22 protein-coding genes are annotated in these 25,719 nt (G+C 69.4%); 11 read left to right on the forward strand and 11 right to left on the reverse strand.

Annotated features, from left to right (window positions below):
* Nucleotides 1–40 precede the first annotated feature (40 nt).
* On the reverse strand, nucleotides 41–1,894 hold the full coding sequence (locus IE100_RS13155) for a sigma-54-dependent Fis family transcriptional regulator (RefSeq protein WP_189374815.1): 1,854 nt from the start codon (nucleotides 1,892–1,894) through the stop codon (nucleotides 41–43).
* 271 nt (nucleotides 1,895–2,165) lie between these two features.
* Between IE100_RS13155 and adh the strand changes: the two genes are divergently transcribed.
* The 3 genes from adh (at nucleotide 2,166) to IE100_RS13170 (ending at nucleotide 5,939) form a co-directional block, all read left to right on the forward strand.
* Nucleotides 2,166–3,680 carry an aldehyde dehydrogenase gene (adh, locus tag IE100_RS13160; protein WP_189374816.1) on the forward strand — a complete coding sequence of 505 codons (1,515 nt, stop codon included), beginning with the start codon at nucleotides 2,166–2,168 and terminating at the stop codon, nucleotides 3,678–3,680.
* 180 nt (nucleotides 3,681–3,860) lie between these two features.
* A complete protein-coding gene (gene yiaY, locus IE100_RS13165) occupies nucleotides 3,861–5,012 on the forward strand; it encodes an L-threonine dehydrogenase (protein ID WP_189374817.1) in 1,152 nt (383 codons plus the stop codon).
* 285 nt (nucleotides 5,013–5,297) lie between these two features.
* The gene (locus tag IE100_RS13170) at nucleotides 5,298–5,939 is read left to right on the forward strand and encodes an META and DUF4377 domain-containing protein (RefSeq protein ID WP_189374818.1); all 642 of its coding nucleotides are present in this window, start codon (nucleotides 5,298–5,300) and stop codon (nucleotides 5,937–5,939) included.
* Between the two features lie 80 nt (nucleotides 5,940–6,019).
* Here the strand turns inward: IE100_RS13170 and IE100_RS13175 are convergent, their stop codons facing one another.
* Entirely contained in the window at nucleotides 6,020–6,928 is a 909-nt protein-coding gene (locus IE100_RS13175; RefSeq protein ID WP_189374819.1) for a DMT family transporter, read from the reverse strand.
* Nucleotides 6,929–7,065: 137 nt separating this feature from the next.
* Between IE100_RS13175 and IE100_RS13180 the strand changes: the two genes are divergently transcribed.
* Nucleotides 7,066–7,530 carry an Lrp/AsnC family transcriptional regulator gene (locus IE100_RS13180; protein ID WP_189374820.1) on the forward strand — a complete coding sequence of 155 codons (465 nt, stop codon included), beginning with the start codon at nucleotides 7,066–7,068 and terminating at the stop codon, nucleotides 7,528–7,530.
* A 76-nt stretch (nucleotides 7,531–7,606) separates the two neighbouring features.
* Here IE100_RS13180 and IE100_RS13185 read toward each other — a convergent pair whose 3' ends face one another.
* Nucleotides 7,607–8,209, reverse strand: coding sequence for a CBS domain-containing protein (locus IE100_RS13185; RefSeq protein ID WP_189374821.1), 603 nt, complete (start codon nucleotides 8,207–8,209; stop codon nucleotides 7,607–7,609).
* A gap of 544 nt (nucleotides 8,210–8,753) precedes the next feature.
* Between IE100_RS13185 and IE100_RS13190 the strand changes: the two genes are divergently transcribed.
* Entirely contained in the window at nucleotides 8,754–9,149 is a 396-nt protein-coding gene (locus IE100_RS13190) for a hypothetical protein (RefSeq protein WP_047967604.1), read from the forward strand.
* 87 nt (nucleotides 9,150–9,236) lie between these two features.
* Here the strand turns inward: IE100_RS13190 and IE100_RS13195 are convergent, their stop codons facing one another.
* The gene (locus IE100_RS13195) at nucleotides 9,237–9,839 is read right to left on the reverse strand and encodes a phosphorylase family protein (RefSeq protein WP_189374822.1); all 603 of its coding nucleotides are present in this window, start codon (nucleotides 9,837–9,839) and stop codon (nucleotides 9,237–9,239) included.
* Between the two features lie 148 nt (nucleotides 9,840–9,987).
* Here IE100_RS13195 and IE100_RS13200 point away from each other — a divergent pair, with 148 nt between their 5' ends.
* Complete coding sequence (locus IE100_RS13200) at nucleotides 9,988–11,136, forward strand: HD-GYP domain-containing protein (protein ID WP_189374823.1); 1,149 nt, start codon at nucleotides 9,988–9,990, stop codon at nucleotides 11,134–11,136.
* A 208-nt stretch (nucleotides 11,137–11,344) separates the two neighbouring features.
* Here IE100_RS13200 and IE100_RS13205 read toward each other — a convergent pair whose 3' ends face one another.
* Nucleotides 11,345–12,526, reverse strand: coding sequence for a benzoate/H(+) symporter BenE family transporter (locus IE100_RS13205; RefSeq protein ID WP_189374824.1), 1,182 nt, complete (start codon nucleotides 12,524–12,526; stop codon nucleotides 11,345–11,347).
* A 207-nt stretch (nucleotides 12,527–12,733) separates the two neighbouring features.
* Between IE100_RS13205 and IE100_RS13210 the strand changes: the two genes are divergently transcribed.
* Entirely contained in the window at nucleotides 12,734–14,158 is a 1,425-nt protein-coding gene (locus tag IE100_RS13210; RefSeq protein WP_189374825.1) for an aminotransferase-like domain-containing protein, read from the forward strand.
* Nucleotides 14,159–14,242: 84 nt separating this feature from the next.
* On the opposite strand, the gene IE100_RS13215 is transcribed toward IE100_RS13210, so the two are convergent.
* The gene (locus IE100_RS13215) at nucleotides 14,243–14,983 is read right to left on the reverse strand and encodes a sporulation protein (protein ID WP_189374826.1); all 741 of its coding nucleotides are present in this window, start codon (nucleotides 14,981–14,983) and stop codon (nucleotides 14,243–14,245) included.
* A 191-nt stretch (nucleotides 14,984–15,174) separates the two neighbouring features.
* Here IE100_RS13215 and IE100_RS13220 point away from each other — a divergent pair, with 191 nt between their 5' ends.
* A complete protein-coding gene (locus tag IE100_RS13220) occupies nucleotides 15,175–16,275 on the forward strand; it encodes an NAD(P)/FAD-dependent oxidoreductase (protein ID WP_189374827.1) in 1,101 nt (366 codons plus the stop codon).
* Here IE100_RS13220 and IE100_RS13225 read toward each other — a convergent pair whose 3' ends face one another.
* From IE100_RS13225 to IE100_RS13240, 4 genes are all read right to left on the reverse strand, one after another.
* A complete protein-coding gene (locus IE100_RS13225) occupies nucleotides 16,276–16,818 on the reverse strand; it encodes a hypothetical protein (RefSeq protein WP_189374828.1) in 543 nt (180 codons plus the stop codon).
* Nucleotides 16,815–17,591, reverse strand: coding sequence for a substrate-binding periplasmic protein (locus IE100_RS13230; protein ID WP_189374829.1), 777 nt, complete (start codon nucleotides 17,589–17,591; stop codon nucleotides 16,815–16,817). Before IE100_RS13230 ends, IE100_RS13225 begins: the two co-directional genes overlap by 4 nt.
* A complete protein-coding gene (locus IE100_RS13235) occupies nucleotides 17,572–18,372 on the reverse strand; it encodes an MOSC domain-containing protein (RefSeq protein WP_189374830.1) in 801 nt (266 codons plus the stop codon). Before IE100_RS13235 ends, IE100_RS13230 begins: the two co-directional genes overlap by 20 nt.
* Nucleotides 18,373–18,511: 139 nt before the next feature.
* Nucleotides 18,512–19,093, reverse strand: a complete 582-nt coding sequence (locus tag IE100_RS13240) for a TetR/AcrR family transcriptional regulator (RefSeq protein WP_189374831.1) — start codon at nucleotides 19,091–19,093, stop codon at nucleotides 18,512–18,514.
* A gap of 122 nt (nucleotides 19,094–19,215) precedes the next feature.
* Between IE100_RS13240 and IE100_RS13245 the strand changes: the two genes are divergently transcribed.
* The gene (locus tag IE100_RS13245; RefSeq protein ID WP_189374832.1) at nucleotides 19,216–19,980 is read left to right on the forward strand and encodes a 4'-phosphopantetheinyl transferase family protein; all 765 of its coding nucleotides are present in this window, start codon (nucleotides 19,216–19,218) and stop codon (nucleotides 19,978–19,980) included.
* Between the two features lie 12 nt (nucleotides 19,981–19,992).
* Here the strand turns inward: IE100_RS13245 and IE100_RS13250 are convergent, their stop codons facing one another.
* Entirely contained in the window at nucleotides 19,993–20,868 is an 876-nt protein-coding gene (locus IE100_RS13250) for an NAD(P)-dependent oxidoreductase (RefSeq protein ID WP_189374833.1), read from the reverse strand.
* Nucleotides 20,869–21,039: 171 nt separating this feature from the next.
* On the opposite strand from IE100_RS13250, the gene IE100_RS13255 reads away from it, so the two are divergent.
* Both IE100_RS13255 and IE100_RS13260 read left to right on the forward strand, forming a co-directional pair.
* On the forward strand, nucleotides 21,040–21,798 hold the full coding sequence (locus IE100_RS13255; protein ID WP_189374834.1) for a maleate cis-trans isomerase family protein: 759 nt from the start codon (nucleotides 21,040–21,042) through the stop codon (nucleotides 21,796–21,798).
* A gap of 61 nt (nucleotides 21,799–21,859) precedes the next feature.
* Nucleotides 21,860–25,714, forward strand: coding sequence for an amino acid adenylation domain-containing protein (locus tag IE100_RS13260; RefSeq protein WP_189374835.1), 3,855 nt, complete (start codon nucleotides 21,860–21,862; stop codon nucleotides 25,712–25,714).
* Nucleotides 25,715–25,719: the final 5 nt, after the last annotated feature.

The following is a 25,719-nucleotide window of genomic DNA, read 5'->3' on the forward strand; positions in this document are numbered from 1 at the left end:
TGCCGGCGCGGGAAGGCGGGCGCGCCCGCCGTCGGCCGTCTCAGCCCTGGCGCAGGCGGCGGTAGAAGGTGCTGCGGCTGATGCCCAGCGCGCGCGCGGCGGCGCTGGCGTTGCCGCCGTGCTGTTGCAGCAGCGCCGCCAGCTGCCCGCCGCTGGCGGCGTTCGCCGCCGGGTGGTGTTCGCGCAGGGTGTCCGGCAGGTGGGCGACGCCCAGCTCGGTGCCATCGTCGACCAGCGCCAGCAGCGTCTTCAGCAGGTTGTCGAGCTGGCGCAGGTTACCCGGCCACGGGTAGCGGCGGATGAAGTCGGCCAGCGCCGCCGACAGCGTGACGCCGCGCCGCGCACCGCCGTGCTGCGCCAAAAGGTTGGCCGCAATCTGCGCCACGTCGCCGCGTTCGCGCAGCGGCGGCAGCCGCAGCGGGTAGTGGCCGAGGCGGTAGTAGAGGTCGGCGCGGAAGCGGCCGGCGGCGACTTCGTGCTCCAGGTTGCGGTGGGTGGCGGCGACGATGCGCACGTCCACCTTCTGCCCGATGCCGCCGCCCAGCGGTACCACCAGCCGTTCCTGCAGCACGCGCAGCAGCCGTGCCTGCAGGCTGGCCGGCATGTCGCCGATCTCGTCGAGGAACAGGATGCCGCCGTCGGCCTCGCGCAGGCGGCCACGGGCGCCCTGCTTGCGCGCGCCGGTAAAGGCGCCCTCCTCGTAGCCGAACAGCTCGGCCTCGATCAGCCCCTCCGGAATCGCCGCGCAGTTGACCGCCACCAGCGGCGCGCCGGCGCGGCTGCTGGCGGCGTGCAGCGCCTGCACGAAGCGCTCCTTGCCGACGCCGGTTTCGCCCAGGATCAGCACCGGGATGTCGGCCTCCAGCAGCCGTTGCCCGCGCTGCAGCAGCCCGTCCGGCAGCGCGCCGGCGTCGTGGCGGCCAGGCTTGCTGTCCGGCTGACGTGCGGCGCGCGCGGTGGCGCTGTCGGCCGCTGTCGCTGCGGGCGCCGCCTGCCGCGGCGTGGGCGGCAGCAGCCGCGCCGAGTACAGCTGGCCGCCGTGGCGCAGCGAGGCGACGCCGATGCCGTGGCGGCTGAGCCAGTGCTCCAGGCTCTGTCCGGCCAGCGCGGCAAAGCGGCTGAGGCCCAGCGCCGGCCAGTCCAGCCCCAGCGCCGAGAGCGCGGCACGGTTGGCCGCGCGCAGCACGCCGTCGTCGTCGAAGCCCAGCCGTCCGCAGCGCGGCGTGGTCAGCGTGGCGGCGTCGGGCGCAAAGCGCAGCTCGAACAGGCGACCGGCCTGCTCATCGAACAGGCGCTGCTCGATGTGGCGCACCGCCGCCTGCACCTGCTGCTGCTGCGCGTCGCCCAGCTTGCGCGGCAGGCCGGAGACGTCGACCACCCCCAGTAGCTCGCCCTGCGGGCTGACGATGGCGCCGGCGGTGCAGGACAGCTGGCGGTTGCGCTCCAGGTAGTGCTCGCTGCCGCGCACCCGCACCGGGCCGCCGAGGACCAGCGCGGTGCCGATGGCGTTGGTGCCGCGCACGTCCTCGCGCCAGTCCATGCCCGGCAGCAGCGCCACCCGTTCGGCGCGGTCGAGAAAGGCCGGGTGCCCCATCTGGTCGAGGATCACGCCGTGGCGGTCGGCGACGATCACCACGTGGCCGTCGTCGACCACGCTGTCGAACAGCGCGTCGATCGCCGGCCGCGCCAGCTGCAGCCAGTCGGCGTTTTCCTGCTGCCGGCTGCCGAGGCTGGCGGCGTCCAGCTTGTCCGGCAGCCGCAGCCGCGCCGCCGGCAGGCCGAGGCCGAGGCAGCGCCGCCACGAGTGCAGGATGGGGCCGGGCACGCTGTTGTCGGGCAGGGTTTCGCCCTCGAAAAAGCGGCGGCGGATTTCGGCTAGCGGCAAGGACGACATGGTGGCTCCGGCTTGTGTCAGTGTGTCGCGACAGGTGTGTCAGGCTGCGACAGCGGCGAGGGTCTCGATCCGCCGATTATGCGCGCCCGGGCGCGGCGAACAAGCACCAAAAAAACGGCACCGCTGGCGCGCTGCAACATCGGCGCGCGGCGACGGGCGGTTTTGCAAGGTTGGCCGCACGCTGCGGTGCAGCATCCGGAAACGCTGGCACGCGCCGTGCACTGTTGCAGGCACACCCGCTTGAGGTGAGCCAAGACAACAGGAGAGAGAGATGAGCACCATTACCCCGGCCCAGTACGGCCTGAACCTGAAATCCCGCTACGACAACTTCATCGGTGGCCGCTGGCTGCCGCCAGTCAATGGCCGCTACTTCGAAAACCTGACCCCGGTCACCGGCAAGGCGCTGTGCGAGATCGCCCGCTCCGACGAGGCCGACATCGAGCTGGCGCTGGACGCCGCCCACGCCGCCAAGGCCGCCTGGGGCAAGACCAGCGTCGCCCAGCGCTCGCTGATCCTGCTGCGCATCGCCGACCGCATGGAGCAGCACCTGCACACGCTGGCCACCGTCGAAACCTTCGACAACGGCAAGCCGATCCGCGAGACGCTGGCGGCCGACATCCCGCTGGCGATCGACCACTTCCGCTACTTTGCCGGCTGCATCCGCGCGCAGGAAGGCAGCCTCGGCGAGATCGACGCCACCACCGTCGCCTACCACTTCCACGAGCCGCTGGGCGTGGTCGGCCAGATCATTCCGTGGAACTTCCCGATCCTGATGGCGGCGTGGAAACTGGCGCCGGCGCTGGCCGCCGGCAACTGCGTGGTGCTGAAACCGGCGGAACAGACGCCGCTGTCCATCCTGATCCTGGCCGAACTGGTTGGTGATTTGCTGCCGCCGGGCGTGCTCAACATCGTCAACGGCTTCGGCACCGAGGCCGGCAAGGCGCTGGCCACCAGCAAGCGCATCGCCAAGATCGCCTTCACCGGCTCCACCCCGGTCGGCCGCCTGATCATGAACTACGCCAGCCAGAACCTGATCCCGGTGACGCTGGAGCTGGGCGGCAAGTCGCCGAACATCTTCTTTGCCGACGTCGCCGCCAAGGATGACGCCTTCTTCGACAAGGCGATCGAGGGCTTCGTGATGTTCGCGCTCAACCAGGGCGAGGTGTGCACCTGCCCGAGCCGCTCGCTGGTGCACGAATCGATCTACGACCGCTTCATGGAGCGCGCGCTGAAACGCGTGGCCGAGATCAAGCAGGGCAACCCGCTGGACCCGTCCACCATGATCGGCGCGCAGTCGTCGCAGGAGCAGATGGACAAGATCCAGAGCTACCTCGCCATCGGCAAGGAGGAAGGCGCCGCGGTACTGGCCGGCGGCAACCGCGCCCACCTCGGCGGCGATCTGGAGGACGGCTACTACATCCAGCCGACGGTGTTCCAGGGCCACAACAAGATGCGCATCTTCCAGGAGGAAATCTTCGGGCCGGTGCTGTCGGTGACCAAGTTCAAGGACACCGAGGAGGCGCTGCACATCTCCAATGACACCCTGTTCGGCCTCGGCGCCGGGGTGTGGACCCGCGACATGAACACCGCCTTCCACATGGGCCGCGGCATCGAGGCCGGCCGGGTGTGGACCAACTGCTACCACGCCTACCCGGCGCACGCGGCGTTCGGTGGCTACAAGCAGTCCGGCATCGGCCGCGAGACGCACAAGATGATGCTCGACCACTACCAGCAGACCAAGAACCTGCTGGTCAGCTACAGCGAGGACAAGCTCGGCTTCTTCTGAGGCTGAACCCGGCCGGCGCAGGCCGGTTTGTATCTCGGGCGCGGCGGCCTGCCGCCGCGCTGTTTCAAGGGCAATACCCGAACGCTGGCGCAGCACGCACCCCCTGCCAGCGGTCGCAGATGAACCGTTGCCGGGCCGCAGTGTTGCGGCGGGCAGAGCCAGACAAAGGGATTACTTAGCATGACAACGACCACTTTCTTCATTCCGCCGGTCAACCTGATCGGCGACGGCTGTCTTAACGACGCGATGCAGGCGATCCGCGGCTACGGCTTCCGCCACGCGCTGATCGTCACCGACGCCGGGCTGGCGCGCGCCGGCGTGGCCGCCAAGGTCGCCGCGCTGCTGCAGGCGCAGGACATCGAGGCCACCATCTTCAGCGGCGCGCAGCCGAACCCGACCGTGGCCAACGTCGAGGCCGGCCTCGCGCTGCTGCGCGACAAGCGCTGCGACTGCGTGATCTCGCTCGGCGGCGGCTCGCCGCACGACTGCGCCAAGGGCATCGCACTGGTGGCCACCAACGGTGGCCACATCGCCGACTACGAGGGCGTCGACAAGTCGGCCAAGCCGCAGCTGCCGCTGATCGCCATCAACACCACCGCCGGCACCGCCAGCGAGATGACGCGCTTCTGCATCATCACCGACCAGACGCGCCACATCAAAATGGCCATCGTCGACCGCAACGTGACGCCCATCCTGTCGGTGAACGACGCCTCGCTGATGCTGGCCAAGCCGTCGGCGCTGACCGCCGCCACCGGCATGGACGCGCTGACCCACGCCATTGAGGCCTACGTGTCCACCGCCGCCACCCCGATCACCGACGCCTGCGCGCTGCAGGCGGTGCGGCTGATCGCGGCCAACCTGCGCACCGCGGTGGCCAACGGCCAGGACCGGGACGCGCGCGAACAGATGGCCTACGCCCAGTTCCTCGCCGGCATGGCCTTCAACAACGCGTCGCTGGGCTACGTGCACGCGATGGCGCACCAGCTCGGCGGCTTCTACGACCTGCCGCACGGGGTGTGCAACGCGCTGCTGCTGCCGCACGTCGAGGCCTTCAACGCCAGCGTCGCCGCCGGCCGGCTGGCCGACGTCGCCGCCGCGATGGGCGAGGACGTGGCGGCGCTGGATGCCGCCGCCGCCGCCGAGTGCTGCCTGGCCGCCATCCGCCGCCTCGCCGCCGACATCGACATCCCGGCCAGCCTGAGCCAGCTGGGGGTGCAGGAGGCCGACATCCCGCTGCTGGCCGCCAACGCGCTGAAGGACGCCTGCGGCCTGACCAACCCGCGCCCGGCCAGCCAGGCCGAGATCGAGGCCATCTTCCGCCAGGCGCTGTAAACCGTCCTCCTGGCACGGCGCCGCGGCGGCAGGTCTCCCTCCCTTTGTCGCCGCAGCGCCGCTGCCCTGTCCTTGCCCGCCGTTGCGCCCCCGCTGCGGCGGGTTTTTTTGTCTGCGCGCGCACCGCCCGTGTGACGGTGTGTGACCGGCTTCACAAACCTTAACCAGAGCCGGATTGACGCTGGCATCCCTCGGCCCTTAGCCTTGCGGCCAACCTGGCAGGGCGCGTGTTCCCCTGCCGCCCCGCGCCGTGTCGTTGCCGGCGCCCTGTCGCAAGGAGTCCGCATGAGCCTGTCCCGCTATTCCGCAATCATCTCCGCCGCGCTGCTGGCCGCCTGCGCCGCCACCGCGCCGCAACCCGACGGCCGCTGGAAGTCGGCCGGCGACAACGAGCCGCCGATCGAGCTGGAACTGAAACACGGCCGCCTGTCGGTGTCCGGCGGCTGCAACCGCCTGTTCGGCACCGCCCGCGTCGAGAACGGCGTGCTGATCGTCGACCAGCTGGCCAGCACCATGATGGCCTGCGACCCGGTGTCGATGGCGCGCGACCGCGAACTCAGCCAGCTGCTGAACAGCCGGCCGACGGTGCGGCAGCAGGACGGCCGCCTGCTGCTGGCCGGGCCGGGCAAGCAGCTGGTGTTGCAGCAACAGCAGGACCTGTCGGCGGCGCCGACGCGGCTGGTCTACGTCGCCGCCGAGCGCCGGCCGTGCAGCGGCGTGGCGCCGATGCAGTGCCTGCAGGTGCGCGACCGCCAGGACGCGCCGTGGCAGCTGCACTACGGCGAGATCGAGGGCTTCAAACCCGAGCCGGGCATCGCCTACCGCCTGCGCATCAGGGAAGTGAAAGTCGCCAAGCCGCCGGCCGACGCGCCGTCGGTGCGCTGGGTGCTGGATATGGTGGTGGAACAGCAGGTGGTCGCGCCGTAAGCCACGCGGCGCAGCCCATAAAAAGCAATGCGGCCAACCTTGGACAAGGTTGGCCGCATGTTTTTTGGGGCAGGGAAAACTCAGCGTCGCGCGATCAGCACGATGCCGCCGCCGATCAGCAGCATGCCCAGCAGCTCGCCGCCGCCCGGCCACTCGCCCAGGCTGGCGGCGGCCATCGCCACCGCCAGCACCGGGATCACCAGCGCGTTGAAGCTGAGGGTGGACGCCGGCAGGCGGCGCAGCAGCCACAGCCAGGCCAGCCAGCCCACCGCGCTGGAGAACACGCCGGAGTAGACCATGCCCAGCACGAAGGCCGGCGACCAGTGGATGGCGGCGAAATCGGCGAAGGGCAGCAGCAGCGGCAGCGGCGCGAGGCCGATCAGCGCCTGCCAGCCGGAGAAATTCAGGCTGTCGAGCTGGCCCTGCTGCGCGGTCTTCTTGGTCAGCACCGAGCCCAGCGCCCACAGCAGGCCGGCCAGTACCGCCAGCAGCATCGGCAGCACGCCGCCGTGCAGCTGCCACGGCGCCACGATCAGCATCAGCCCGGCAAAGCCGGCCGCCATCGCCCGGCGCGCGTTGGCGGTGAGCGGTTCGGCCAGCAGCCAGCGCGACAGCAGCGCCACCCAGAACGGCATGGTGAACACCAGCACCGAGGTGCGTCCGGCGGCGCCGGCCACCAGCGCCAGCGTCACCGTCAGGCCGTAGGCGAAGGTGGTGGTCAGCCCGACCCTGGCCGCGTCGCGCAGCCGCTGCGGGCGGATGCCGTGGCCGCGCGCCAGCAGCACGCCGAACAGCGTCAGGCTGCCGATGGTGGTGCGCAGGATCAGATGCGTGATCGGCGTCGCCGCCTGCAGCGTCACCTTCATCACCACGTAGTTGTACGCCCACATCGTCACCAGCCCGGCGAACAGCGCGTAGGGCAGCCAGCGGCTGCCGGACAGCGTGGCAAGGTTGGCCGCCAGGCGGCGGGCGGGATTGAGGGTGCTCATGTGCGGCTCCGGTGGCGGGCGGCTGCCCGATGCGATGCCGATAGTGTAGAAAGCCCGCCGTCGCCGCCTGCTGCGTTATCATGCGCCAGACCGCAGCCAAGCTGCATTTCAATACACCTCAACGCAGGATTCCTGACATGCTGGATGCTTACGATCGCAAACTGCTGGTGCTGCTGCAGGACGACGCGCGCCAGACCCACGACGCGCTGGCCGAGGCGGTGAACCTGTCGCCCACCGCGGTCACCCGCCGCCTGAAGCGGCTGCGCGGCGAGGGCCTGATCCGGCGCGAGGTGGCGCTGGTGGACCCGGCGCTGTTCGGCCGCAGCCTGCGCCTGGTGGTGAACGTGATGATGCAGCGCGCGCAGGCGCCGCTGGTGGATGCCTTCAAGGCAGCGATGGAGGCGGCGCCGGAGGTGATGGAGTGCTACAACGTGACCGGGCGCCCGGATTTCGTGCTGATCGTGCTGGTGCGCGACATGGGCGACTACGAGCGCTTCGCCCGAGCCCACCTGATGAACAACCCGCACGTGCGGGAGTTCGAGTCGCTGGTGGTGATCAATACCTGCAAGTACCGCACCGCGGTGCCGGCCGATCTGGACTGAGCGGCTGTAATGACTGCGGCCAACCCTGATCAAGGTTGGCCGCAAGGGTGTCGGGGCTAGGCTGACGCGCCGCGACTCAGTCTTCGTGCAGTACCGCGTGCTCGATCTCGGCGAAGGCCTGCGGCACGCGGATGAAGTTCAGCGAGATGCCGAGCCGGCGCGCGATGTGCGAGGTGGAGAACAGGCCGCACACCTCCAGGTGCTTGCTGCGGCCGTTCAGCTCCACCACCAGCGCGTGCTGGCGGCCGGTGTGCTTCATGGTGGCGACCAGCTGGCCGATGTTGGCGTTCGCCACCTCGGCCATGTCCAGTGCCTCCAGTTCGCGGCGCGGGGTCATCACGTCGGAAACCAGCAGTTCATCGTGGCGCTTGCCGCGTTCCTGGATGCATTTCATCGGCCGTTCGCCGAGCACGTCGGAGGCGGTGAGCAGGCCGGTCAGCGCGCCGTCGCGGTCGGTGACGAACAGCAGGCGGATGCCGTGGCTGACCATGCGCTCGTGCGCGTCGTGCAGCAGCGCGTCCTCGCAGATGCTGACCGGGTCGATCACCTTCAGGTCGGTCATCACGTCCAGCGCCGGGCTTTTCAGCGTCAGCGTGCGCTGCGGGCGTTGGTCGACGTGGATCAGGTCGGTGGTTTGCGGCAGGGTCAGGGTGTTCAGGGCTTGGTACTGGGTGTCCATGGCGGGCGCTCCTCGTCTGTGTTCTGGTTTTGCCGCGCGCCGGCTATTCCGATCCCGGCGGCGGTGCGCGATACCGGGGCGACACGATCACGCTTCCCCATTGGCGCCCCGGTGTCTTTATCTAAGCACGCTTTGCCGGCGCCCGGCGCGCTTTTCGTGGCCGGCGCCTGATTTTCGTCAACCACAGGAGCTAGCCGGCTCCGTCTTTTGGCGTATCGGCAACAGTTGCCGCCGCCCGTACACTGGTAGGGCCTGCTAACACTTATTTCATCGCGGCGCAGGCCGGAGAAGGCGTCAAATGCAAGGCGGAGGGTGCCGCGCTTGGTGATTCCAAGCGCAAACCCGACAACGCCGCAGTTGATGGCTTATCTGGCCTGCCCTTCGGGGCCGGTTTTGCCCGGCGCATCGCTTTGTCAAACGCCCCTGGCAGGGAATAACCCTGCGGCGGGCCGTTTTTCGCGCGCTGCATCCGGGCAAAACCGGCCGCCGCGATGAAATAAGTGTTAACAGGCCCTAACCACCCCGTGTATCAGGACCACCCGCCATGACCGCCATTACCGATTTCGCCAGCCTGCTGGCCGCCGCCCGCGCCCAGCCGACCCCGCAACGCCTGCTGTTCGCCTTTTGCCAGCGCCGCCTGCACGACGACCACACGGCGCAGGAAGCGGAACGCTTCGCCGCCGGCGAAGGCGGCATCCTGCAACCCATCCTGTGCGTGGACAAGACCCCGGCCGAGCTGGGCGATTTCGCGCAGCTGGCGCAGGACGCCGACGCGCTGGATGCGCGCTGGCAGCTGGTGTTCGTCGCCGCCATCGACAGCAGCAGCAGTGCCGACGCCGACGGCCCGCTGAAGCGCATGGTGCAGACCATCCAGACCGGCGGCGACGTGGCGCGCTACCTGGCGTTCAACCGCGACGGCGCGCTGCTGCAGTTCCTGTAAACAGCATCACCGTGTCGAATGGCCCGGGCAGGGATTCCCCTGCGGCGGGCCGTTGTGGCGTGCGTACCGGCAAGATCGAAACGGGGATCAGGCCTCCGCCGCCGGCAACTGCGCCAGCAGCTGGGTCAGCGCCGCGTGCAGCGCGCTCACCGCGCCATCCATGTCCCAGTCGTCGTGCCCCGGCTGCACCACGTTGGAGATGGCGCGCAGCTCGATGAAGGGCACGTTTTCCTGCAGGCAGACGTGGAAGAAGGCGGCGCCTTCCATGTTCTCGATCTCCACCTCGCTGCTGTCCACGAACGGTGCCAGCGCCGCGTTCAGCGACAGGCTGCGCGCGCGGCGCAGCTTGCTTGCCGCCGGCAGGTGCGGGCAGTGCAGCGTGTGGCGGCGCTCGAACGCCATCTCCAGTGGCAGCTGCGCCAGGTGGGTAAAGCCCTGCGGCGTGAAAAAGCCGAGATCGCCCTCCACCTCCGAGCTGACCAGTACCACCTCGCCGATGTCCAGCCCGGCCTGCGGATACACGCCGGCGATGCCGGCCAGGATCAGCAGCGACGGCCGCTGCTCGCGGATCACCTTCAGCGTGGCGTAGGCGGTGGCGGTGAGGCCGACGCCGCTGATCACGGTGTCGACGCCGGGATGGCGGAACTGGCGCGCCTCGGTGGCGGTGGGAAACAGGATGCAGATGCTCATGGTGGCTCGCGGATTCAGGACTTAAAGAGACAGCCGCCACTATGCCACAGCGGCCGGCGCGGCCGGGTGGCGGCGGCCTGCATTTAGTGGTGTTCTTTTCAGGAATTTGAGCCATTACTGAATAATCCCGTTTGCCGGTGCCATCGCCATGGCCGATCCCGCCAAGACCCGACTGCCGTCCTCCTTCGTCCGCCTCGGCCAGCCGCTGCCGGTCGATGTCTACCACGAGAGCGGCATCCTGCTGCTGAAGAAGGGCCACTACGTGCTGACCCCGGAGCAGCGCGAGCGCCTGCTCGCCGCCGGCCACGGCGACAGCGAGGCGGTGGCGGCGCGGCTGGAGCGCGAGCAGCAGGAGCGCGCGGCGCGGCGGCAGCAGGACAGCCTGGCGCAGCCGTGCAACCCGCTGGTGGAATTCGAATTCCTGCTGCACCGCACCGAGGGCCTGCTCAGCCATGGCCTGGCGGTGCGCGGCCTGGGCAACGCGCTGCGCGAGGTGCTCGCCAGCCTGCTGGAGCTGAGCCAGCGCCTGCCGGACGGCATGCTGGCGGCCAGCCTGCTGCTGGACAGCCGCTTGCCCGCCGCCGCGCACGGGCTGCGGGTGGCGACCACGCTGGCGGTGCTCGGCCGCCGTCTGGGGCTGGACGCGGCGACGCTGCACAGCGCCTGCGGCGCGGCGCTGACCATGAACATCGCCATCGTCGGCCTGCTCGGCAAGCTGCGGCAGCAGGACGAGCCGCTGAGCGAGGCGCAGAGCGCGGCCCTGCTCGCCCACCCGGTGATCGGCTCCGCCATCCTGCGCGAGGCCGGCATCGACGACGAGCTGTGGCACAGCCTGGTGCAGAGCCACCACGAAAAGCCGGACGGCAGCGGCTACCCGCAGGCGCTGCGCGGCGACGAGGTGCCGCCGCTGGCGCGCCTGCTGGCGCTGCTGGACCAGCTCGGCGAACAGGTGGAGAGCGGGCGGCTGCTGCCGTCGCAGGCGCTGGCGACGCTGTTCCGCGATCCGGCCAGCGGCCACGATCCGGCGCAGCTGGCGGCGCTGGTGAAGGAACTGGGCGTGTACCCGCCGGGCAGCTTCGTCGAGCTGGCCAGCGGCGAGATCGCGGTGGTCACCTACCGCGGCGACAGCGCCAACACGCCGCGGGTGGCGGCGCTGCGCCGCCGCGACGGCCCGCCCTACGCCGAGCCGCTGCTGCGCGACACCCGCCAGCTGGCGTTCCGCATCAGCCGGGCGGTCGGCCGCGGCAGCACCGGCGTCAAGCCGGCCTACCTGATCCGGCTGTGGCAGCGGCGCTGAGTGCTGTGTCACGCACTGGCGCCCGATCGCTGATGTGGCGATCCGGTCTTAAGTACGATCCCAAAATGCAGCGTGACCACTTGTAAACACCGCTTGTGCAGCCGTTCTCACCTGCCCTGACGTTGGCGTGCCAGTGGGCGAACCCGTGGCGGGTGGCAAGGTTGGCCGCAAGCCCGGTTCGTCAGGTTCCGCGTGACGCCTCGCCCGCTCAGGCGCCGCGCAGCGCCAGCCGCGGCTGCCAGCGCAACACCGCGCTGGCGGCGACGCCGGCCAGCAGCGCCCACAGCGGCGCGCCGATGCCGGCGATGCTGACGCCGGAGGCGGCCACCACGAAGGTCAGCAAGGCCGCCTCGCGCTGGCTGTCATTGCCCAGCGCCGCGCTCAGCGACGAGGCCAGGGTGCCGAACAGCGCCAGCGCCGCCGCCGCCATCACCAGCGCCTTGGGCAGCACCAGCAGCAGCGCCACCAGCGAGCCGCCCACCGCCGCCACCAGCAGGTAGCTCAGCGCGGCGACCACGCCGGCCTTCCAGCGTTGCCGCGGATCGGGATGGCACTCGGGGCCGGTGCACATCGCCGCGGTGATCGCCGCCAGCACCACGCCGTGGCCGCCGAACGGCGCCAAGAGCAGCGACACGCCGCCGAGCAGGCTGACCGGCACCCGCGCCGGCAGCGCGTAGCCGTCGTTTTTCAGTACCGCCATGCCGGGCAGGAACTGGCCGGTCAGCGCCACCAGCGCCAGCGGCAGCGCGATATTGCTGAGGCCGGCGACGCTGAACTGCGGCGTGGTCCACAGTGGGCCGCTGGCGGTGGCGGCCAAGGTCGGCGCCGCGGCAAAACCGCCCTGCAGCGCCAGCAGCACGCAGCCGAGCAGCAGCGCCGCCATCAGCGCGTAGCGCGGCCACAGCCGGCGGCCGGCAAAGAAGGCCAGCGCCATCGGCAGCACCAGCGCGGCGTGATCGCGCGCCGCCGGCACCAGCTCCACCACGAAGCGGAACAGGATGCCGGCCAAGAGCGCGGCGGCCAGCGCCGGCGGAAAGCGCTTCATCAGCGCGTCGAAGGCGCCGCTGACGCCGACCAGCCATACCGCGAGGCCGGCCAGCACGAAGCCGCCGACCGCCTCCGGGTACGGCACGCCGGGCAGGGACGCCAGCAGCACCGCGGCGCCGGGCGTGGACCACGCGGTGATCACCGGCATCTTCCAGCGCCAGGACAGCCACAGCCCGGCGACGCCGGAACCGAGCGACACCGCCCACAGCCACGAGGCCAGCTGCGCCGGACTGAGGCCGGCCTGCTGCGCGGCGTGCACGATGATGAGAAAGGGGCCGGTGTAGCCGACGGCGATGGTCAGCACACCGGTGATCAGGGTCGACGGGGGTAGGTGTTTGAACATGGTAGTCCTTCAGGTCAGAGGCCGCCGCCGGCCGCAGGTGAGTGGTGCGGTGGGCGGCATCCGGCGTCCGTGGACGCTGCCGGTGCGGGTAGCGCGGCGACCGGACTGCCGTGGTGTCACCACTGTACGGCGCCCGCCTGCGGCCAACCTGCCACAGCCGGCTACAACAGGCTGGCACAATCCGTCGCTGTTCTATATAACAGCGGGATGGACCCGAGCGCCCTCCCCGTTTACCGCCACATTGCCCATGCCCTCGCCGCGCGGCTGGACAGCGGCGAATTCCCGCCCGGCAGCCGCCTGCCGGCGGTGCGCGCGCTGGCCGCCGAATTCGGCGTCAACACCCTCACCGCGCTGGCCGCCTACCGCTATCTGGAACAGCAGCAGCGGGTGCTGGCGCGGCCGCGCGCCGGCTACTTCGCCGCGCTGCCGGCGGCGCCGTCATCTCCCGGTGCTGCCGCGCCGCTGCCCAGCGCCGCGGCGCTGGTCGATGTCAGCAGCCGCATGTCCACCCTGCTGCAGCTGGGCGACGAGCGCATCCACACCCAGCTGCACATGGCCGAGGCCGCCGCCAGCCTGTATCCGGCCGCCGAGTTGGCGCGGCGCCTGCAACTGACGCTGACGCGGCAGCCGGAACTGATCGGCGCCCACTTGCCGGCCGGCGAACAGCGCCGGCTGCTGGCGGCGCTGGTGCGCCTCGGCGCCGAGCGCGGCCTGGCGCTGGACGAGGGTGGCATCCTGCTCACCCACGGCATTACCGAGGGCATCAGCCTGGCGTTGCGCCACCTGACCCGCCCCGGCGACACCGTGGCGGTGGAAACGCCGGTCTACTTCGGCCTGCTGCAGACGCTGGAAGGGCTGGGGCTGAAGGCGCTGGAGATCCCGTGCACGCCGGAGGCCGGCCTGTCGCTGGAGGCGCTGGAGTTCGCGCTGCACCACGGCCCGGCGGTGAAGTGCCTGGTGTGCGTGCCCAACTTCCAGAACCCGACCGGCGCGCTGATGCCGGACGACAGCAAGAAGCGGCTGCTGGCGCTGGCGCGCAAGCACGGCGTCACCGTGATCGAGGACGACGTGTTCGGCGACCTGCACTACGGCAACCAGCGGCCGACGCCGCTGAAGGCGTGGGACCGCGACGGCGAGGTGATCTACTGCGCGTCGTTCACCAAGAGCTTCGCGCCGTCGTTCCGCCTCGGCTGGCTGGCCGCCGGCCGCCACCACGGCGCGCTGGCGCGGCTGTGCGCCAGCAGCACGCTGGTGTCGTCGCCCTTGCTGCAGGTGGTGCTGGCCGACGTGCTCGACAGCGGCGACTACGCCCGTATCAGCCAGCGCCTGCGCCAGCAGCTGGCATCGCAGATGAGCGCCACCGCCGACGCGGTGCTGCGGCACTTTCCGCGCGGCACCCGCGTGCGGCGGCCGCAGGGCGGCGTGGTGCTGTGGGTGGAATGTCCGGAGACGGTGGACAGCACGCGCCTGTTGCAGCGCGCGCTGGCGGAGGGCATCAGCTTTGCGCCCGGGGTCGCCTTTTCGGCAACCCCGCGCTTCGGCCACTGCCTGCGCATCAATTGCGGCCAACCTTTCACCCCGGCGCTGGCGACGGCGATCGCGCGGCTGGGGCAGCTGGCGCTGGCGGGCTGAGGCCGGGGTTGGCCGCAGTCCTCGGCCGCACAAAAAAAGCCGCGTCGGTCCGACGCGGCTTTTTGTCCTGGTTGCGGTGCGCGTTTACAGCGCCAGGCGCTGGCGCAGCTCGGCCACCCAGTCGCGGCTGGCGAAATCGGCGCCCATCACCAGCACCAGGTAGCCGTCGCCGCCGAAGCGCGAGTCGACCTCGATCAGCACGTGGGTATCGTGGCCGTAGGGGATGAAGGTCAGTTCGATCTCCTGGATGCGGAAATTGCCGCCGCGCGGCTTGAGCTCGAATTCCTGGTAGCAGCCCAGCGTGCTCGTCACGTTGCCGACGCGGGCGGTGCCGACCTCGACGTCGGTGCTGTACAGCGGCCAGCCCAGCTGCTCGAAGGCGGCCAGCAGCGTGCCGATCTGGGCCGTGGGGTGGATTTCCAGCAGGTCGCGGTCGTTGGCGTCGACGGCGGCGGCGATGGCGAGGTCGGTATGGATCCACACCGGCAGCGGGCGGCCGTAGTGCGGCAGCGCGTTGACCGGGGTTTCTGCCGGCAGCAGCAGCTGGAACGGCAGCTGGCGTGTTTCGCCGGCGCGGATGGTGAAACGCTCGGCGACGCGGATCACGCCCAGCGCGATGGCGCCGCGCGCCTCGTGGTCGCCGGCTTCCTGCTCCGCCTCGGTCATCAGCACCAGCTCGATCTTCTCGATGTCCTGGTCGGCGTTGCCGCCCTGCACCAGCACGTGGCCGGACAGCACCTCGCCGGGACGCAGGCGCGGGTTGTCGAGGCGGGTGTCGATTTTGGCGCCGCCGACGCCGATGGAAGCTAGCAGTTTCTTGAACATGGTTGATCCGTGAAATGAAAGAGAGGCAGCGTGGCAGACCGCGCCGCCGCGGCCGGGTTCCGCCGGCGGGCTGCCGGCGCCGGGCTGGCGGCATGGTAGCGGAAATTTTCCGGATGTGGCCGCCGGCGTCAACCCGGCTTTACCCCCGCGCGGCATCGGGGTAAAACGTCGCCACGACAACGGAGACCGCGATGGAAAAAGTCGATTGCGTAGTGATAGGCGCCGGGGTGGTGGGGCTGGCGGTGGCGCGCGCGCTGGCGCAGGAAGGCCGCGAGGTGATCGTGCTGGAGGCGGAGTCCGCGTTCGGCCAGCACACCTCCAGCCGCAACAGCGAGGTGATCCACGCCGGCATGTACTACCCGGCCGGCAGCCTGAAGGCACTGCACTGCCTGCGCGGCAAGCGGCTGCTGTACCAGTACTGCCGCGAGCGCGGCATCGGCCACCGCCAGACCGGCAAGCTGATCGTGGCGGTGGACGACAGCGAGATGCCGCGGCTGGTGGCGCTGCAGGAAAAGGCGCTGGTCAACGGCGTGACCGACCTGACCTGGATGGACCGCCGTGTGCTGGCCGAGGTCGAGCCGGCGCTGCAGGCGCACGCGGCGCTGTATTCGCCCGGCACCGGCATCGTCGACAGCCACGCGCTGATGTTGTCGCTGCTGGCCGACGCCGAGGCCGCCGGCGCGGTGCTGGCGCTGCAGTCGCGCGTCACTGGCGGGCAGGAGACCAAGGACGGCATGCTGCTGTTCGTCGACGGCATGGAGCTGCTGGCCGGCACCGTGGTCAATGCCGCCGGCCTTACCGCCCACGTGCTGGCGGCGAAGATGCGCGGTGTTCCACATGAAACCATCCCGCGCGTGCGCTACGCGCGCGGCGTGTACTTCACGCTGTGCGGGCGGCACCCGTTCTCGCACCTGATCTACCCGCTGCCGGAGCCGGGCGGCCTCGGCACCCACCTGACGCTGGATCTGGCCGGCCAGGCGCGCTTCGGCCCGGACGTGGAGTGGATCAACCACGTCGACTACCACGTCGATCCCGAGCGCGTCGACGGCTTCTACCACAGCATCCGCCGCTGGTGGCCGCAGCTGCCGCAGGGCGCGCTGTCGCCGGCTTACAGCGGCATCCGCCCCAAGGTGCTCAACGAGGACAAGCCGGAGGGCGACTTCCTGATCCAGGGCCAGGAGGGCCACGGCATCCGCGGCCTGATCAACCTGTTCGGCATCGAATCGCCCGGTCTCACCGCCTGCCTGTCCATCGCCGACGAGGTGCTGCGCCGCTGCCGCCAGTACTGGTGATCAGCCGGCCTCGCGCACCGCGCGCTCGATGGCGGCCAGCATCTGTCGCCGGATCAGGCCGCTGGCGAGGCGGATCGCCAGCCAGTACGGCCAGAAGCGCAGGCGGCTGGCGCGGTCCGGGCAGTGGACGCGGGTTTCGGTGCACAGCAGGCTGCCGCCGGCATTGGCGTGCGCCTGGAAGGTCAGCAGCAGCCTGGGCACGCCCGGCTCGGCAAAGGCGCGGAAGCCGTCGGCGTCGGCAATGCTGGCCAGCCCGAAGTCGCGCTGCCAGAAGCGGCCGGCCAGCCCCAGCGCCAGCGAGTGCCCGTCACGGTGCAGCAGGGTGAATTCGTGCAGGCCGAACAGCGGCCGTCCCTGGCGCGCCGGGTCGCGCAGCAGGCGGGCCGGCAGCTCGCGCAATTGCAGCAGGCCGCGCACCAGCGGCAGCGATTGCGGCTGCACCCGCGGCACGGCGGCGATCAGGGCGGCGGGTGTCGCGCGGCATTGCCGCTGGTGACGCTCGCGGAACTGGCATGCGGGCAGCAGGTCGGCGGGTACGCTCATGGCTGCGCCGCGCTGCCGTAGCGGGAGAAGATCGCCTGGTACTGCGGACTGGCCTTCAGCGCGCGGATGCGGGCGTCCACCCGCGCGCGCAGGCCGCTGTCGCGGAACAGCAGCCCGGCCTCCTTCGGCGGCAGCAGCGGGTAGATGCGCAGCGGCGGGGTGTGCTCCAGGGTCGCCGGGAACAGCTGGCGACGCTGCCACTCGAAGATCAGCCGGTCGCTGAGGATGACGTCGACGCGGCCGGTCAGCAGGTTGACCAGCTGGTGGCCCTGGTTGCCGGCTTCCAGGTAGTTGCCGTCGGCCAGCGCCAGCAGCCGGTCGTAGCCGGCCGGCAGCGCACTGCCGGCGCCATCCCACGCCATCACCCGCCAGCGCACCAGATCGTGCAGGTGCTCGATCTCCAGCTGGCGGCGGCCGAGCGCGACCGCGATGTTGTCGAAGCTGTGCAGCGGCAGGCTGATGCTGCCGTTGAGCTGCTCGTGCTGCTGCTGTTGCGGGGTGATGTCGTACAGCGCGTCCAGCCGGCCGCGGCGGTAGGCCTGCAGCCGCCGCGCGTAGGGCTGCTGCACGGGGTGCAGGTGCAGCCCCTCGGCCTGCAGCGCGCTGCGCAACAGCTCGATGGCGATGCCGTCGCGGCCGCCGGCGTGCACCCACGGCGGAATCGACTCCGGAAAGCCGACGTACACCGCGCGCGCGGCGCCGGCACCGGAACCGGCGCTGCCCAGCAACAGGCCGAGCAGCAGCACGGCGCGCTTAATCGAAGGCCAGCGCACTGTCCAGTACCTCCACCGCGTCGCCCAGCTGCAGCGTGCCGCTGTTGCGCGCGATCACGTTCACGCCGAAGCACACCCCCTCCTCCAGCCGGCGGTAGCCGAGCAGCGTCGCCAGCGGCTGCCGCTGCGGATCGGGCTGCGCGCTGTCCGGATCGACGGTGGTCAGCACGCAGCGGGTGCAGCGGCTGACCACCTCGAACTCGACGGCGCCGATGCGGAAGCGCTGCCACTCGTCCTCTTCAAAGGCGAAGGTGTCGTCCACCACCAGATTGGGGCGGAAGTGGCGCATGGTCACCGGGCTGTCCAGCCGGTCATTGAGATCGGCCAGCGAAGCCTCGCTCAGCAGCAGGTAGGGATAGCCGTCGGCGAAGGACAGCGTATCGGCGGTGGTCTTCTGCACGCGGGTGGACTCGCCCAGCCACAGCAGCCGCAGCGGCTCGCCCAGGTAGTGGCTGAGCCAGGCGTCGGCCGCCGCGTCGCCGTGCAGCGCGCTGAACGCGGACTTCCACACCGTGGCCGGCACCCGCTGCCGGTAGTCGGCCGGGCTGGTCAGCAGCGGCGGCATCCCCGGCGCGGTGAAGCACCAGCGGCCGTCGTCCTGCCGCGTGACGCCGACCTGCACCAGCCGCGGATGGCTGCGCGCGCTGATGAACTGGCCGTCGGCGCGGCTGGCCAGCCACACGCGGTCGTCGCGCAGCCCCTGCGGCGTGACCTCGGCTTGATGCGGCGCATTGCCGCGGCAGGATTTCAGCGGATGGACGAACAGTTGGCTAAGGGCCATGGCGGGCTCCGGGCACGGGATGAAAACGGCAAGCTTAGCCGCTGTGCCGCGCCATCACAATGCCGCGCGCATGAAATGGGCGATGCCGTCGCCGCAATGGCGAGCGTCGCCGCGCGGCGCAGGCCCCGGCCGGCGCGGCTCAGAGGCTGCCCAGCGCGACCTCGATCACGTCGTGCAGCCGCTGCGCCTGTTCCTCGCCCTCGTAGCCCCGGCCCAGCACGCGCAGGCCCTGGATGGTGGCGACCAGGAAGCGCGCCAGGGCGACGGGCGACTTGCCGGCCGCGATCTCGCCCTGCTGCTGCCCCCTTCGCATCAGCGCGGTGAGGGCGGTCTCCAGCGTGGCGAAGTGCTCCTGCAGCAGGCCGTTCACCGTGCGGTCGCGCCCGCCCAGCTCCAGCGCGGTGTTGGCCACCAGACAGCCGCAACAGGCGTCGCCGGCCAGTTCGTCGTCGGCGATTTGCTGCAGCAGCGCGCGCACGCGGGCGACGGCGGGGCCGTCTGCCGCCAGCAGCGCAACGTTGGCCGCGGTCTGGCAGTGATAGCGGCGCAGCGCGTGCTGGAACAGCCCGTGTTTGCTCTCGAAGGTGTTGTACAGGCTGCTGCGCGACAGGCCGGTGCCGTCCACCAGATCCTGGATCGAGGTGGCGGCATAGCCTTTTTGCCAGAAAACGTGCATCGCCGCGTCGGCGGCGTCATCGGGGTGGAAATGGGCTGTATGCATGGTCGGTGGTGAAGGAAAGGGTGGTGCGGGCGCCGGTCCGGCCGGTCGGGGACGAGTCGCGGTGGCGGGCAGGCGCTCTGTTACTATGTGCCGCATTTGCAAGCATGAAAGGCTATCACATCATGTCAGGCGCTGTTGTACCGGCGGGCTTGCTGCCGGCACTGCGGCACGTGCTGTCTCCGCCGGACGATGCGGTCGCCCGTGTCGCCGCACTCTGGCGACCGTGGCCGCTACCGGTGGCAGGCGGCTCGGTCGCGGCCTTGTCCTTGCCGGCGCTGGACGCGCTGCTGGGCGATATCGTGCCCGCCAGCCTGCACCCGGCCATTCCTGCCCGTTGCGTGCGTTCCCGGCAGTTGTCCTTTCTGGCCGGTTGCCTGTGTGCCGAGCAGGCACTGGCCGGTTTGCCGCTGACGGCGGCGGTGCTGGATCGTGATCCGAGCGGCCGGCCCCGGTGGCCCGCTGGTGTTACCGGATCCATTACCCATAGCCCCACCCTGGCGGCGGCGGTCGCGGCATGGAGCCCGCAGCCGGACGGGCTGGGTGTGGACTGCGAGCCGCTGGCGGCCGGCGGGCAGCTGGACGACATCGTGTCGGCTTGTTGCACCGCTGCGGATCGTGCCTGCCTGCCGAGCCGGGCGGCGGGCACGATGGCCACGCTGATCTTCTCGGCGAAGGAGGCCGGCTACAAGGCCTTGTCGCATCGTTTTGGCCGCATCGTTGACTTTACCGAGTTCGAGGTCTGCCAGCTGGCGCAAGATGCCGGCCAGCTGTGGCTGGCGCCGGTTCCCGGCAGCGAGTGGCACCGGCGTATCCAGCCGTTTGCCGTGCAGTTCACCTTTGATGCCGACAGTGTCTACACCCTGGCCGACCTGCGTGGCGTACCGTAGCGGCCGCGGCGCTCAGGCCGGCAGGTCGGGCGCCAGAAAGCTGGCGGCCATGTCCTTGTCGCCGTGCCCGGCGGCAAGGGCGCGTTCGAAGCGGTGCAGCCCCGCGCCGGCCACTTCGGCGTACAGGCCTGCCTGGCGGGCCGCGTCGAGGATCAGCCTGCTGTCTTTTACCGCATTGGCCACGCTGAAGCTTGGCGTGTAGTTGCCTGCCAGCATGGCCGCGCTCTTGAGCTGGAAGTAGGCGCAGTCCATCGGCCCGTTGCTGACGACGTCGACGACCAGCGCCGGGTCAACCCCCAGTCCCTTGGCCAGCGCCAGGCTTTCTGCCAGCCCGTGGGTCAGGGTGAAGGCCCAGTTGTTCAGGGCCAGCTTCAGGCGGCTGGCCTGGCCGGCCTCGTCTGCCACCCACAGGGTGCGCTTGCCGATGGCGTCGAAGAGGGTTTGTACGCCCTCCCGCCCGGCCTGGGGGCCGGCGGCCAGAATGATCAGCTGGCCCTGCTCGGCCGGCTGGCGCGTGCCCTGCACCGGGGCATCGAAATACACCAGCTGCTGCTGGCCGGCCAGCTGCGCCAGGCTGGCGGCGGCGTCTATCCCCACCGTGCTGAGCTGCAGCCATTTGGCCCCGGGCCGGAAGTGCCCGCTGCCGGCGGCCATGGCGGAGGCGACGCTGTCGCCGTCTTTCAGCACCGTCACGATGTAGTCGGCATCGCTGACGGCTTCGGCCACGCTGGCACAGGCCTGCAGCTTGTCCTGCACCAGCGCCAGCGCCTTGGCTGCCGTACGGTTCCAGACCTTTACCTTGAAGCCCTTGTTGGCCAGATTGCGTGCGACCGGTGCGCCGATCAGGCCGCAGCCCAATACGGCAATGGTGGGGGTTGTCGTGTTCATGTTGTTGTCCTTGGTGACCGGGTATTCCGTGAAATTCAAAATGGGTAATTAAATTTGGAATGATCGTTCCAGTTAATGTAAGATGCCGCTCGGCTGCGGTCAACCCATATGACATTTTTTTCCGGGTGGTCCGCGATTTCCATCGCTTGCCAAGGACAGAACAGATCAAAAATGAGTAATGCCAACAAAATTCTCGGTCACCGTTTGCGCGTCGGCGTGGTCATCCCGTCGACCAATACTTCTGCCCAGCCGGAAATGGACGACATGCGGCCGTACGGCGTGACCAACCATGTGGGCAGGATGGTGATAGTGGACGAGTCGCTGGTGGTCGAGCCCGGTTTCAACAGCGTGATTCAGGCGATGCGCCGCGCCACGGAGCCGGCGATCAAGAGCCTGAAGGACTGCCAGCTGGACCGCATCATCGTGGCGGTGTCTCCCGATGCCTACTGGCGTGGAGTAGAGGCGCACGCGCAGATGCTGGCGCAGTTGCAGGACACCGCCGGCGGTGTCGGCATCACCTGCAGCGCCGATGCCGTGGAAGAAGCCCTGGCCCGGCTGGGCGGCCTGCGTCGCATCGGCCTGATCTCGCCCTATACCGCCATTGGCAACGAGGCAGTCACGCAGTTCTTTGTCGACAAGGGCTACGACGTGGTGGCGCTGGCCAATCTGGGCGGGCAGAGCCCTTCCCGAATCGCCGAGGTCAGCCTGCAGGACCTGCGCAATGCGGTGGACGCGGCCAATGCGCCGGGCGTCGAGGCGATCGTGCAGGTGGGCACCAACGTGCCGATGGCCAGCTTCGCCCATACCGCCGAGCAGTGGACCGGCAAACCCGTGATCGCCAACAACACGGTGCTGTACTGGCATGCGCTTCGCATGAGCGGCATCGATGACCAGTTCGATGGTTTTGGCCGTTTGTTCAGCTGTTGCTAACGGCACCCGTTGGCCGCGCTAACCGACCCACATCCACTCAGAGAGCAAAATGTCAGCCCAGATGAATACCTTGCAGGCCTTCCTGCAGCAACACATCCAGTCATCGTACACCCGCACCAGCCCGTACCTGCGCACCCTGCCCGCCATGTTGCTGGCCCAGGTGCACAGCCGGAAAAACGAAATTGCGATTGCCGACCAGGAAAACGAATACAGCTACGAAACCACCCTGCTGCACGCGGTCGGCATCGCGGCGGCGCTGCGCGCCAGAGGGGTGAGCTATAACGACTGCCTCGGCCTGTTTATCGATGCCTCCGCCGATCTGGCGCTGGCAACGTGGGGCATCCTGTTTGCCGGGGCGGCGTATCTGCCGCTGGCGACCGACTATCCGCAAGACCGCCTGAGCTATATGGTGGGCGATGCCAGGGTCAAGCTGGTGCTCACCAACAATCGCAGCCGCGAGCGTCTGGCGGGCGTGCTGTTGCCGGGCGTCAGCCTGTTCAACATCGATGAGGTTGCCCCGGCAAGCATCACCGAGGTCGACCAGGTGCTGACCGAGCTGCTCGAACAGGATGGCGAAGACCTGGCCTACGTGATCTACACCTCCGGCACCACGGGCAAGCCCAAAGGCGTGGCCATCTCGCAGCAGGCCATTGCCAATCAACTGGCCTGGCTCACGCACGAAGGCTATCTGCTGCCCGGCCACCGCATCCTGCAGAAAACACCGGTCAGCTTCGATGCCGCGCAGTGGGAGCTGCTGGGCATGTGCTGCGGTGCCCGCGTGGTCATGGGGCTGCCGGGCGTCTACCGTGACCCGGAAGCGATGGTCCGCCAGATCCAGCAACACGGCATCACCACGTTGCAAGGTGTACCGACCCTGCTGCAAGCCTTGAGCGAGCTGCCCGCCTACGCCGATTGCGACACCCTGCACAGCCTGTTCAGCGGTGGCGAGGGGTTGTCGCGCAAGCTGGCCAGAAAGCTGCTGCATACCCTGCCGGACTGCAGGCTGGTCAACCTGTACGGGCCGACCGAATGCACCATCAACGCCACGCACTACCGCATCGACCAGCGCAGCCTGGGCCAGGAATGGGAGATCGCGCCGATCGGCCTGCCGGTGGCCGGGCTGCATTGCCAGGTGCTGGACCCGCAGCTGGCACCGGTGGCATCCGGGCAGACCGGCGAGCTGTTCATCGGCGGTGCCCAGCTGGCAAATGGCTACCTGTTCCGCGCCGAGCAGACCGAGGAGAAATTCCCTACGCTGCAGCTGGATCCCGCGTCCCCGCCGCTAAGGATGTACCGCACCGGCGACCTGGTCAGGGCCGATCCGGACGGCGTGCTGCACTTTGTCGGCCGCACCGACAATCAGGTCAAGTTCCGCGGCTACCGTATCGAGCTGGATGAAATCCGTCTCGCCATCGAAAACCATGACTGGGTGAAATCGGCCGCCGTTTTCATCAAGGAAAATGCCCGCAGCGGTCAGGCCCAGCTGATCGGTGCGGTGGAGCTGAACCCGAACGAAGCCAAGCTGATGGATCAGGGGGCGGCCGAGTCGCATCACCAGACCAAGGCCAGCCGGCACCAGATCAAGGCCCAGCTGTCCGGACGCGGTTTCCGCAGCGACGCCAGCCTGGCGGGCAGGCAGCAGATCGCGCTGCAGGGCCTGCAGGAAACCGTCGCCCAGCGCGAACGCGTGTTCGCCCGCAAGACCTACCGTTTTTTCCACGGCGGCCCGGTGGCCGCGACCGACATCCTGCAGCTGCTGGCGGCGCAGCCTGAAGCGGCGCCATCGGCCAGGCTGGCGGATCTGGACGCGAGCAAGCTGGGTGAAATGCTGCGCTATCTGGGGCAATTCAGCAGCGAAGAGCGGCTATTGCCCAAGTTCGGCTACGCCTCGCCCGGTGCGCTGTACGCCACCCAGGTGTATATCGAGCTGAACCAGGTCGCCGGCCTGCCCGCCGGATACTACTACTACCACCCGCTGCAGCATCGCCTGTACCTGCTGGCCGTCAGCAGTGCGACCGAACCCCGCCTGCGGCTGCACTTTGTCGGCAAGATCCCTGCCGTGCGCGAGGTCTACAAGAACAACATCCTGGAAGTGCTGGAAATGGAAAGCGGCCACATCCTGGGCATGCTGGACCATGTCCTGCCGGCCTACGGCTACGCTATTGGCCAGGGCCGGCATACGCCGGAGGTGCTGGCCCGGCTGGATTGCCCGGAGGAGCACGACTACCTCGGCAGTTACGACATCGTCGCGCTGGCCGAGCGCATTGACGACCTGGCCGTCGACATCTACGTCCAGGCCCAGCAAGGGCGGATCCACGATCTGGCCGACGGCAACTACCTGTACCGGCAGGGCCGGCTGGACAAGGTCTCCGGCCACCTGATCGAGCAGCGCCACGTCATTGCCATCAACCAGCAGGTCTACCAGCGCGCCAGTGGCGGCCTCTCCTTCGTCAGCCAGAGCCGGGAGTCGTGGCGGCAATACCTCGACCTGGGCCGCAGCCTGCAGCGGGTGCAGATGAACCGCCTGGGCCTGGGCACCATGTCCTCCGGCTACAGCTCCAAGAGCGGCAACAACCTCGCCACCGCCTTGCGTCTGAACGACATTGTCGGCGATGCCGGCCGCGAGTCCGGCCCAAGCTACTTCTGCCTGTTCGGCAAGGTCAGTGCGGACCAGATCCGCCATATGGGCATGGATGAAGACGCGGTGCACATGAAAGGCCCGGCCGAGCTGATTCGCGCCGACCTGCTCAACAGCCTGCCGGACTACATGGTTCCCGGGCGCATTGCCATCATCAACCAGATGCCGCACACCGCCTCGGGCAAGGTGGATGTGCAGGCGCTGAAGCAGTGTGCCGATTTCCAGCTGGCCGATCAGGAGCAGCCCCATGTCGCCGCCCGCACCGCGACAGAGCAGGCGATCAGCCAGATCTGGTGCCACATCCTGCAGCTGGAAGAGGTCTCGGTCACGGACGACTTCTTCGCCCTGGGCGGCAACTCGATCCAGGCGGTGGCCATTGCCCGTGCCATCAACCGCCAGTTTGCGGCCAAGGTGCCGATCCAGCTGCTCTTCAGCGCGCCGACCATCGAGAAACTGGCGCAGGCGGTCAGTGGCGGCGACATGCAAACCGCCAGCCGCGCCGTTGCCCTGGCCGGGCGTGACGGCCCCCTCGCGACCTTCTGCTGGCCGGGACTGGGCGGCTACCCGATGAACCTGCGCCTGCTGGGCGAGGCCGTGGCCGGCGAGCGCCGTTTCTATGGCATCCAGTCTCGCGGCATCAATGCCGGCGAAACCGCCTTCGACAGCATCGAGGCGATGGCGCGCGAAGACGTGCAGCTGCTGCGCAGCCTGCAGCCGCAGGGTCCCTACACGCTGTGGGGCTACTCCTTCGGTGCCCGGGTCGCGTACGAGGTGGCCTACCAGCTGGAACAGCAAGGTGAAACCGTCAGCCAGCTGGTGTTGCTGGCGCCGGGCTCGCCACGACTGCCCCATGCCGAGCCGGTCAGCCGCGACGAGCGCGAGCTGTTCGCCAACCCGGCGTTCCTGACCATTCTGCTGTCGGTCTTCGCCCACGACATCGACCCGGCCCTGAACGCGGACTGCCTGCTGCGTGTCGACAGCCGTGCGGCCTTCATCCGGTTTGCGGCGGAGAAATTCCCCGCGATCGACCGCACCCTGATCGACGCCATTGTCAATGTCGTGGCCGTGACCTACTCACCGGACTACCAGATCGCACTGGCCGACAAGCCCTTGCGTTGCCCGATCTCGGTGTGGCGGGCTCGCGGCGACGGACCGTCCTTCATCGCCGACGGCGAGCAGGCCGGGCTGCGCATCCGCTGGCACGACCTGGACGTCGGCCACTACGCGGTGCTGAAAGCGGAAGGCATTGCCGCGATGCAAGCCGCCGTGCTGGCTTGAGGAGC

Origin of the sequence: Vogesella alkaliphila, from assembly GCF_014652475.1 — a bacterium.
In the GTDB taxonomy this organism is placed as follows: domain Bacteria; phylum Pseudomonadota; class Gammaproteobacteria; order Burkholderiales; family Chromobacteriaceae; genus Vogesella; species Vogesella alkaliphila.

Excerpts from the sequence above, each read along its gene's own strand:
- IE100_RS13155 (WP_189374815.1), bottom strand. The coding sequence starts at position 1,894 with ATGTCGTCCTTGCCGCTAGCCGAAATCCGCCGCCGCTTTTTCGAGGGC.
- adh (WP_189374816.1), top strand. The coding sequence starts at position 2,166 with ATGAGCACCATTACCCCGGCCCAGTACGGCCTGAACCTGAAATCCCGC.
- yiaY (WP_189374817.1), top strand. The coding sequence starts at position 3,861 with ATGACAACGACCACTTTCTTCATTCCGCCGGTCAACCTGATCGGCGAC.
- IE100_RS13170 (WP_189374818.1), top strand. The coding sequence starts at position 5,298 with ATGAGCCTGTCCCGCTATTCCGCAATCATCTCCGCCGCGCTGCTGGCC.
- IE100_RS13175 (WP_189374819.1), bottom strand. The coding sequence starts at position 6,928 with ATGAGCACCCTCAATCCCGCCCGCCGCCTGGCGGCCAACCTTGCCACG.
- IE100_RS13180 (WP_189374820.1), top strand. The coding sequence starts at position 7,066 with ATGCTGGATGCTTACGATCGCAAACTGCTGGTGCTGCTGCAGGACGAC.
- IE100_RS13185 (WP_189374821.1), bottom strand. The coding sequence starts at position 8,209 with ATGGACACCCAGTACCAAGCCCTGAACACCCTGACCCTGCCGCAAACC.
- IE100_RS13190 (WP_047967604.1), top strand. The coding sequence starts at position 8,754 with ATGACCGCCATTACCGATTTCGCCAGCCTGCTGGCCGCCGCCCGCGCC.
- IE100_RS13195 (WP_189374822.1), bottom strand. The coding sequence starts at position 9,839 with ATGAGCATCTGCATCCTGTTTCCCACCGCCACCGAGGCGCGCCAGTTC.
- IE100_RS13200 (WP_189374823.1), top strand. The coding sequence starts at position 9,988 with ATGGCCGATCCCGCCAAGACCCGACTGCCGTCCTCCTTCGTCCGCCTC.
- IE100_RS13205 (WP_189374824.1), bottom strand. The coding sequence starts at position 12,526 with ATGTTCAAACACCTACCCCCGTCGACCCTGATCACCGGTGTGCTGACC.
- IE100_RS13210 (WP_189374825.1), top strand. The coding sequence starts at position 12,734 with ATGGACCCGAGCGCCCTCCCCGTTTACCGCCACATTGCCCATGCCCTC.
- IE100_RS13215 (WP_189374826.1), bottom strand. The coding sequence starts at position 14,983 with ATGTTCAAGAAACTGCTAGCTTCCATCGGCGTCGGCGGCGCCAAAATC.
- IE100_RS13220 (WP_189374827.1), top strand. The coding sequence starts at position 15,175 with ATGGAAAAAGTCGATTGCGTAGTGATAGGCGCCGGGGTGGTGGGGCTG.
- IE100_RS13225 (WP_189374828.1), bottom strand. The coding sequence starts at position 16,818 with ATGAGCGTACCCGCCGACCTGCTGCCCGCATGCCAGTTCCGCGAGCGT.
- IE100_RS13235 (WP_189374830.1), bottom strand. The coding sequence starts at position 18,372 with ATGGCCCTTAGCCAACTGTTCGTCCATCCGCTGAAATCCTGCCGCGGC.
- IE100_RS13240 (WP_189374831.1), bottom strand. The coding sequence starts at position 19,093 with ATGCATACAGCCCATTTCCACCCCGATGACGCCGCCGACGCGGCGATG.
- IE100_RS13245 (WP_189374832.1), top strand. The coding sequence starts at position 19,216 with ATGTCAGGCGCTGTTGTACCGGCGGGCTTGCTGCCGGCACTGCGGCAC.
- IE100_RS13250 (WP_189374833.1), bottom strand. The coding sequence starts at position 20,868 with ATGAACACGACAACCCCCACCATTGCCGTATTGGGCTGCGGCCTGATC.
- IE100_RS13255 (WP_189374834.1), top strand. The coding sequence starts at position 21,040 with ATGAGTAATGCCAACAAAATTCTCGGTCACCGTTTGCGCGTCGGCGTG.
- IE100_RS13260 (WP_189374835.1), top strand. The coding sequence starts at position 21,860 with ATGAATACCTTGCAGGCCTTCCTGCAGCAACACATCCAGTCATCGTAC.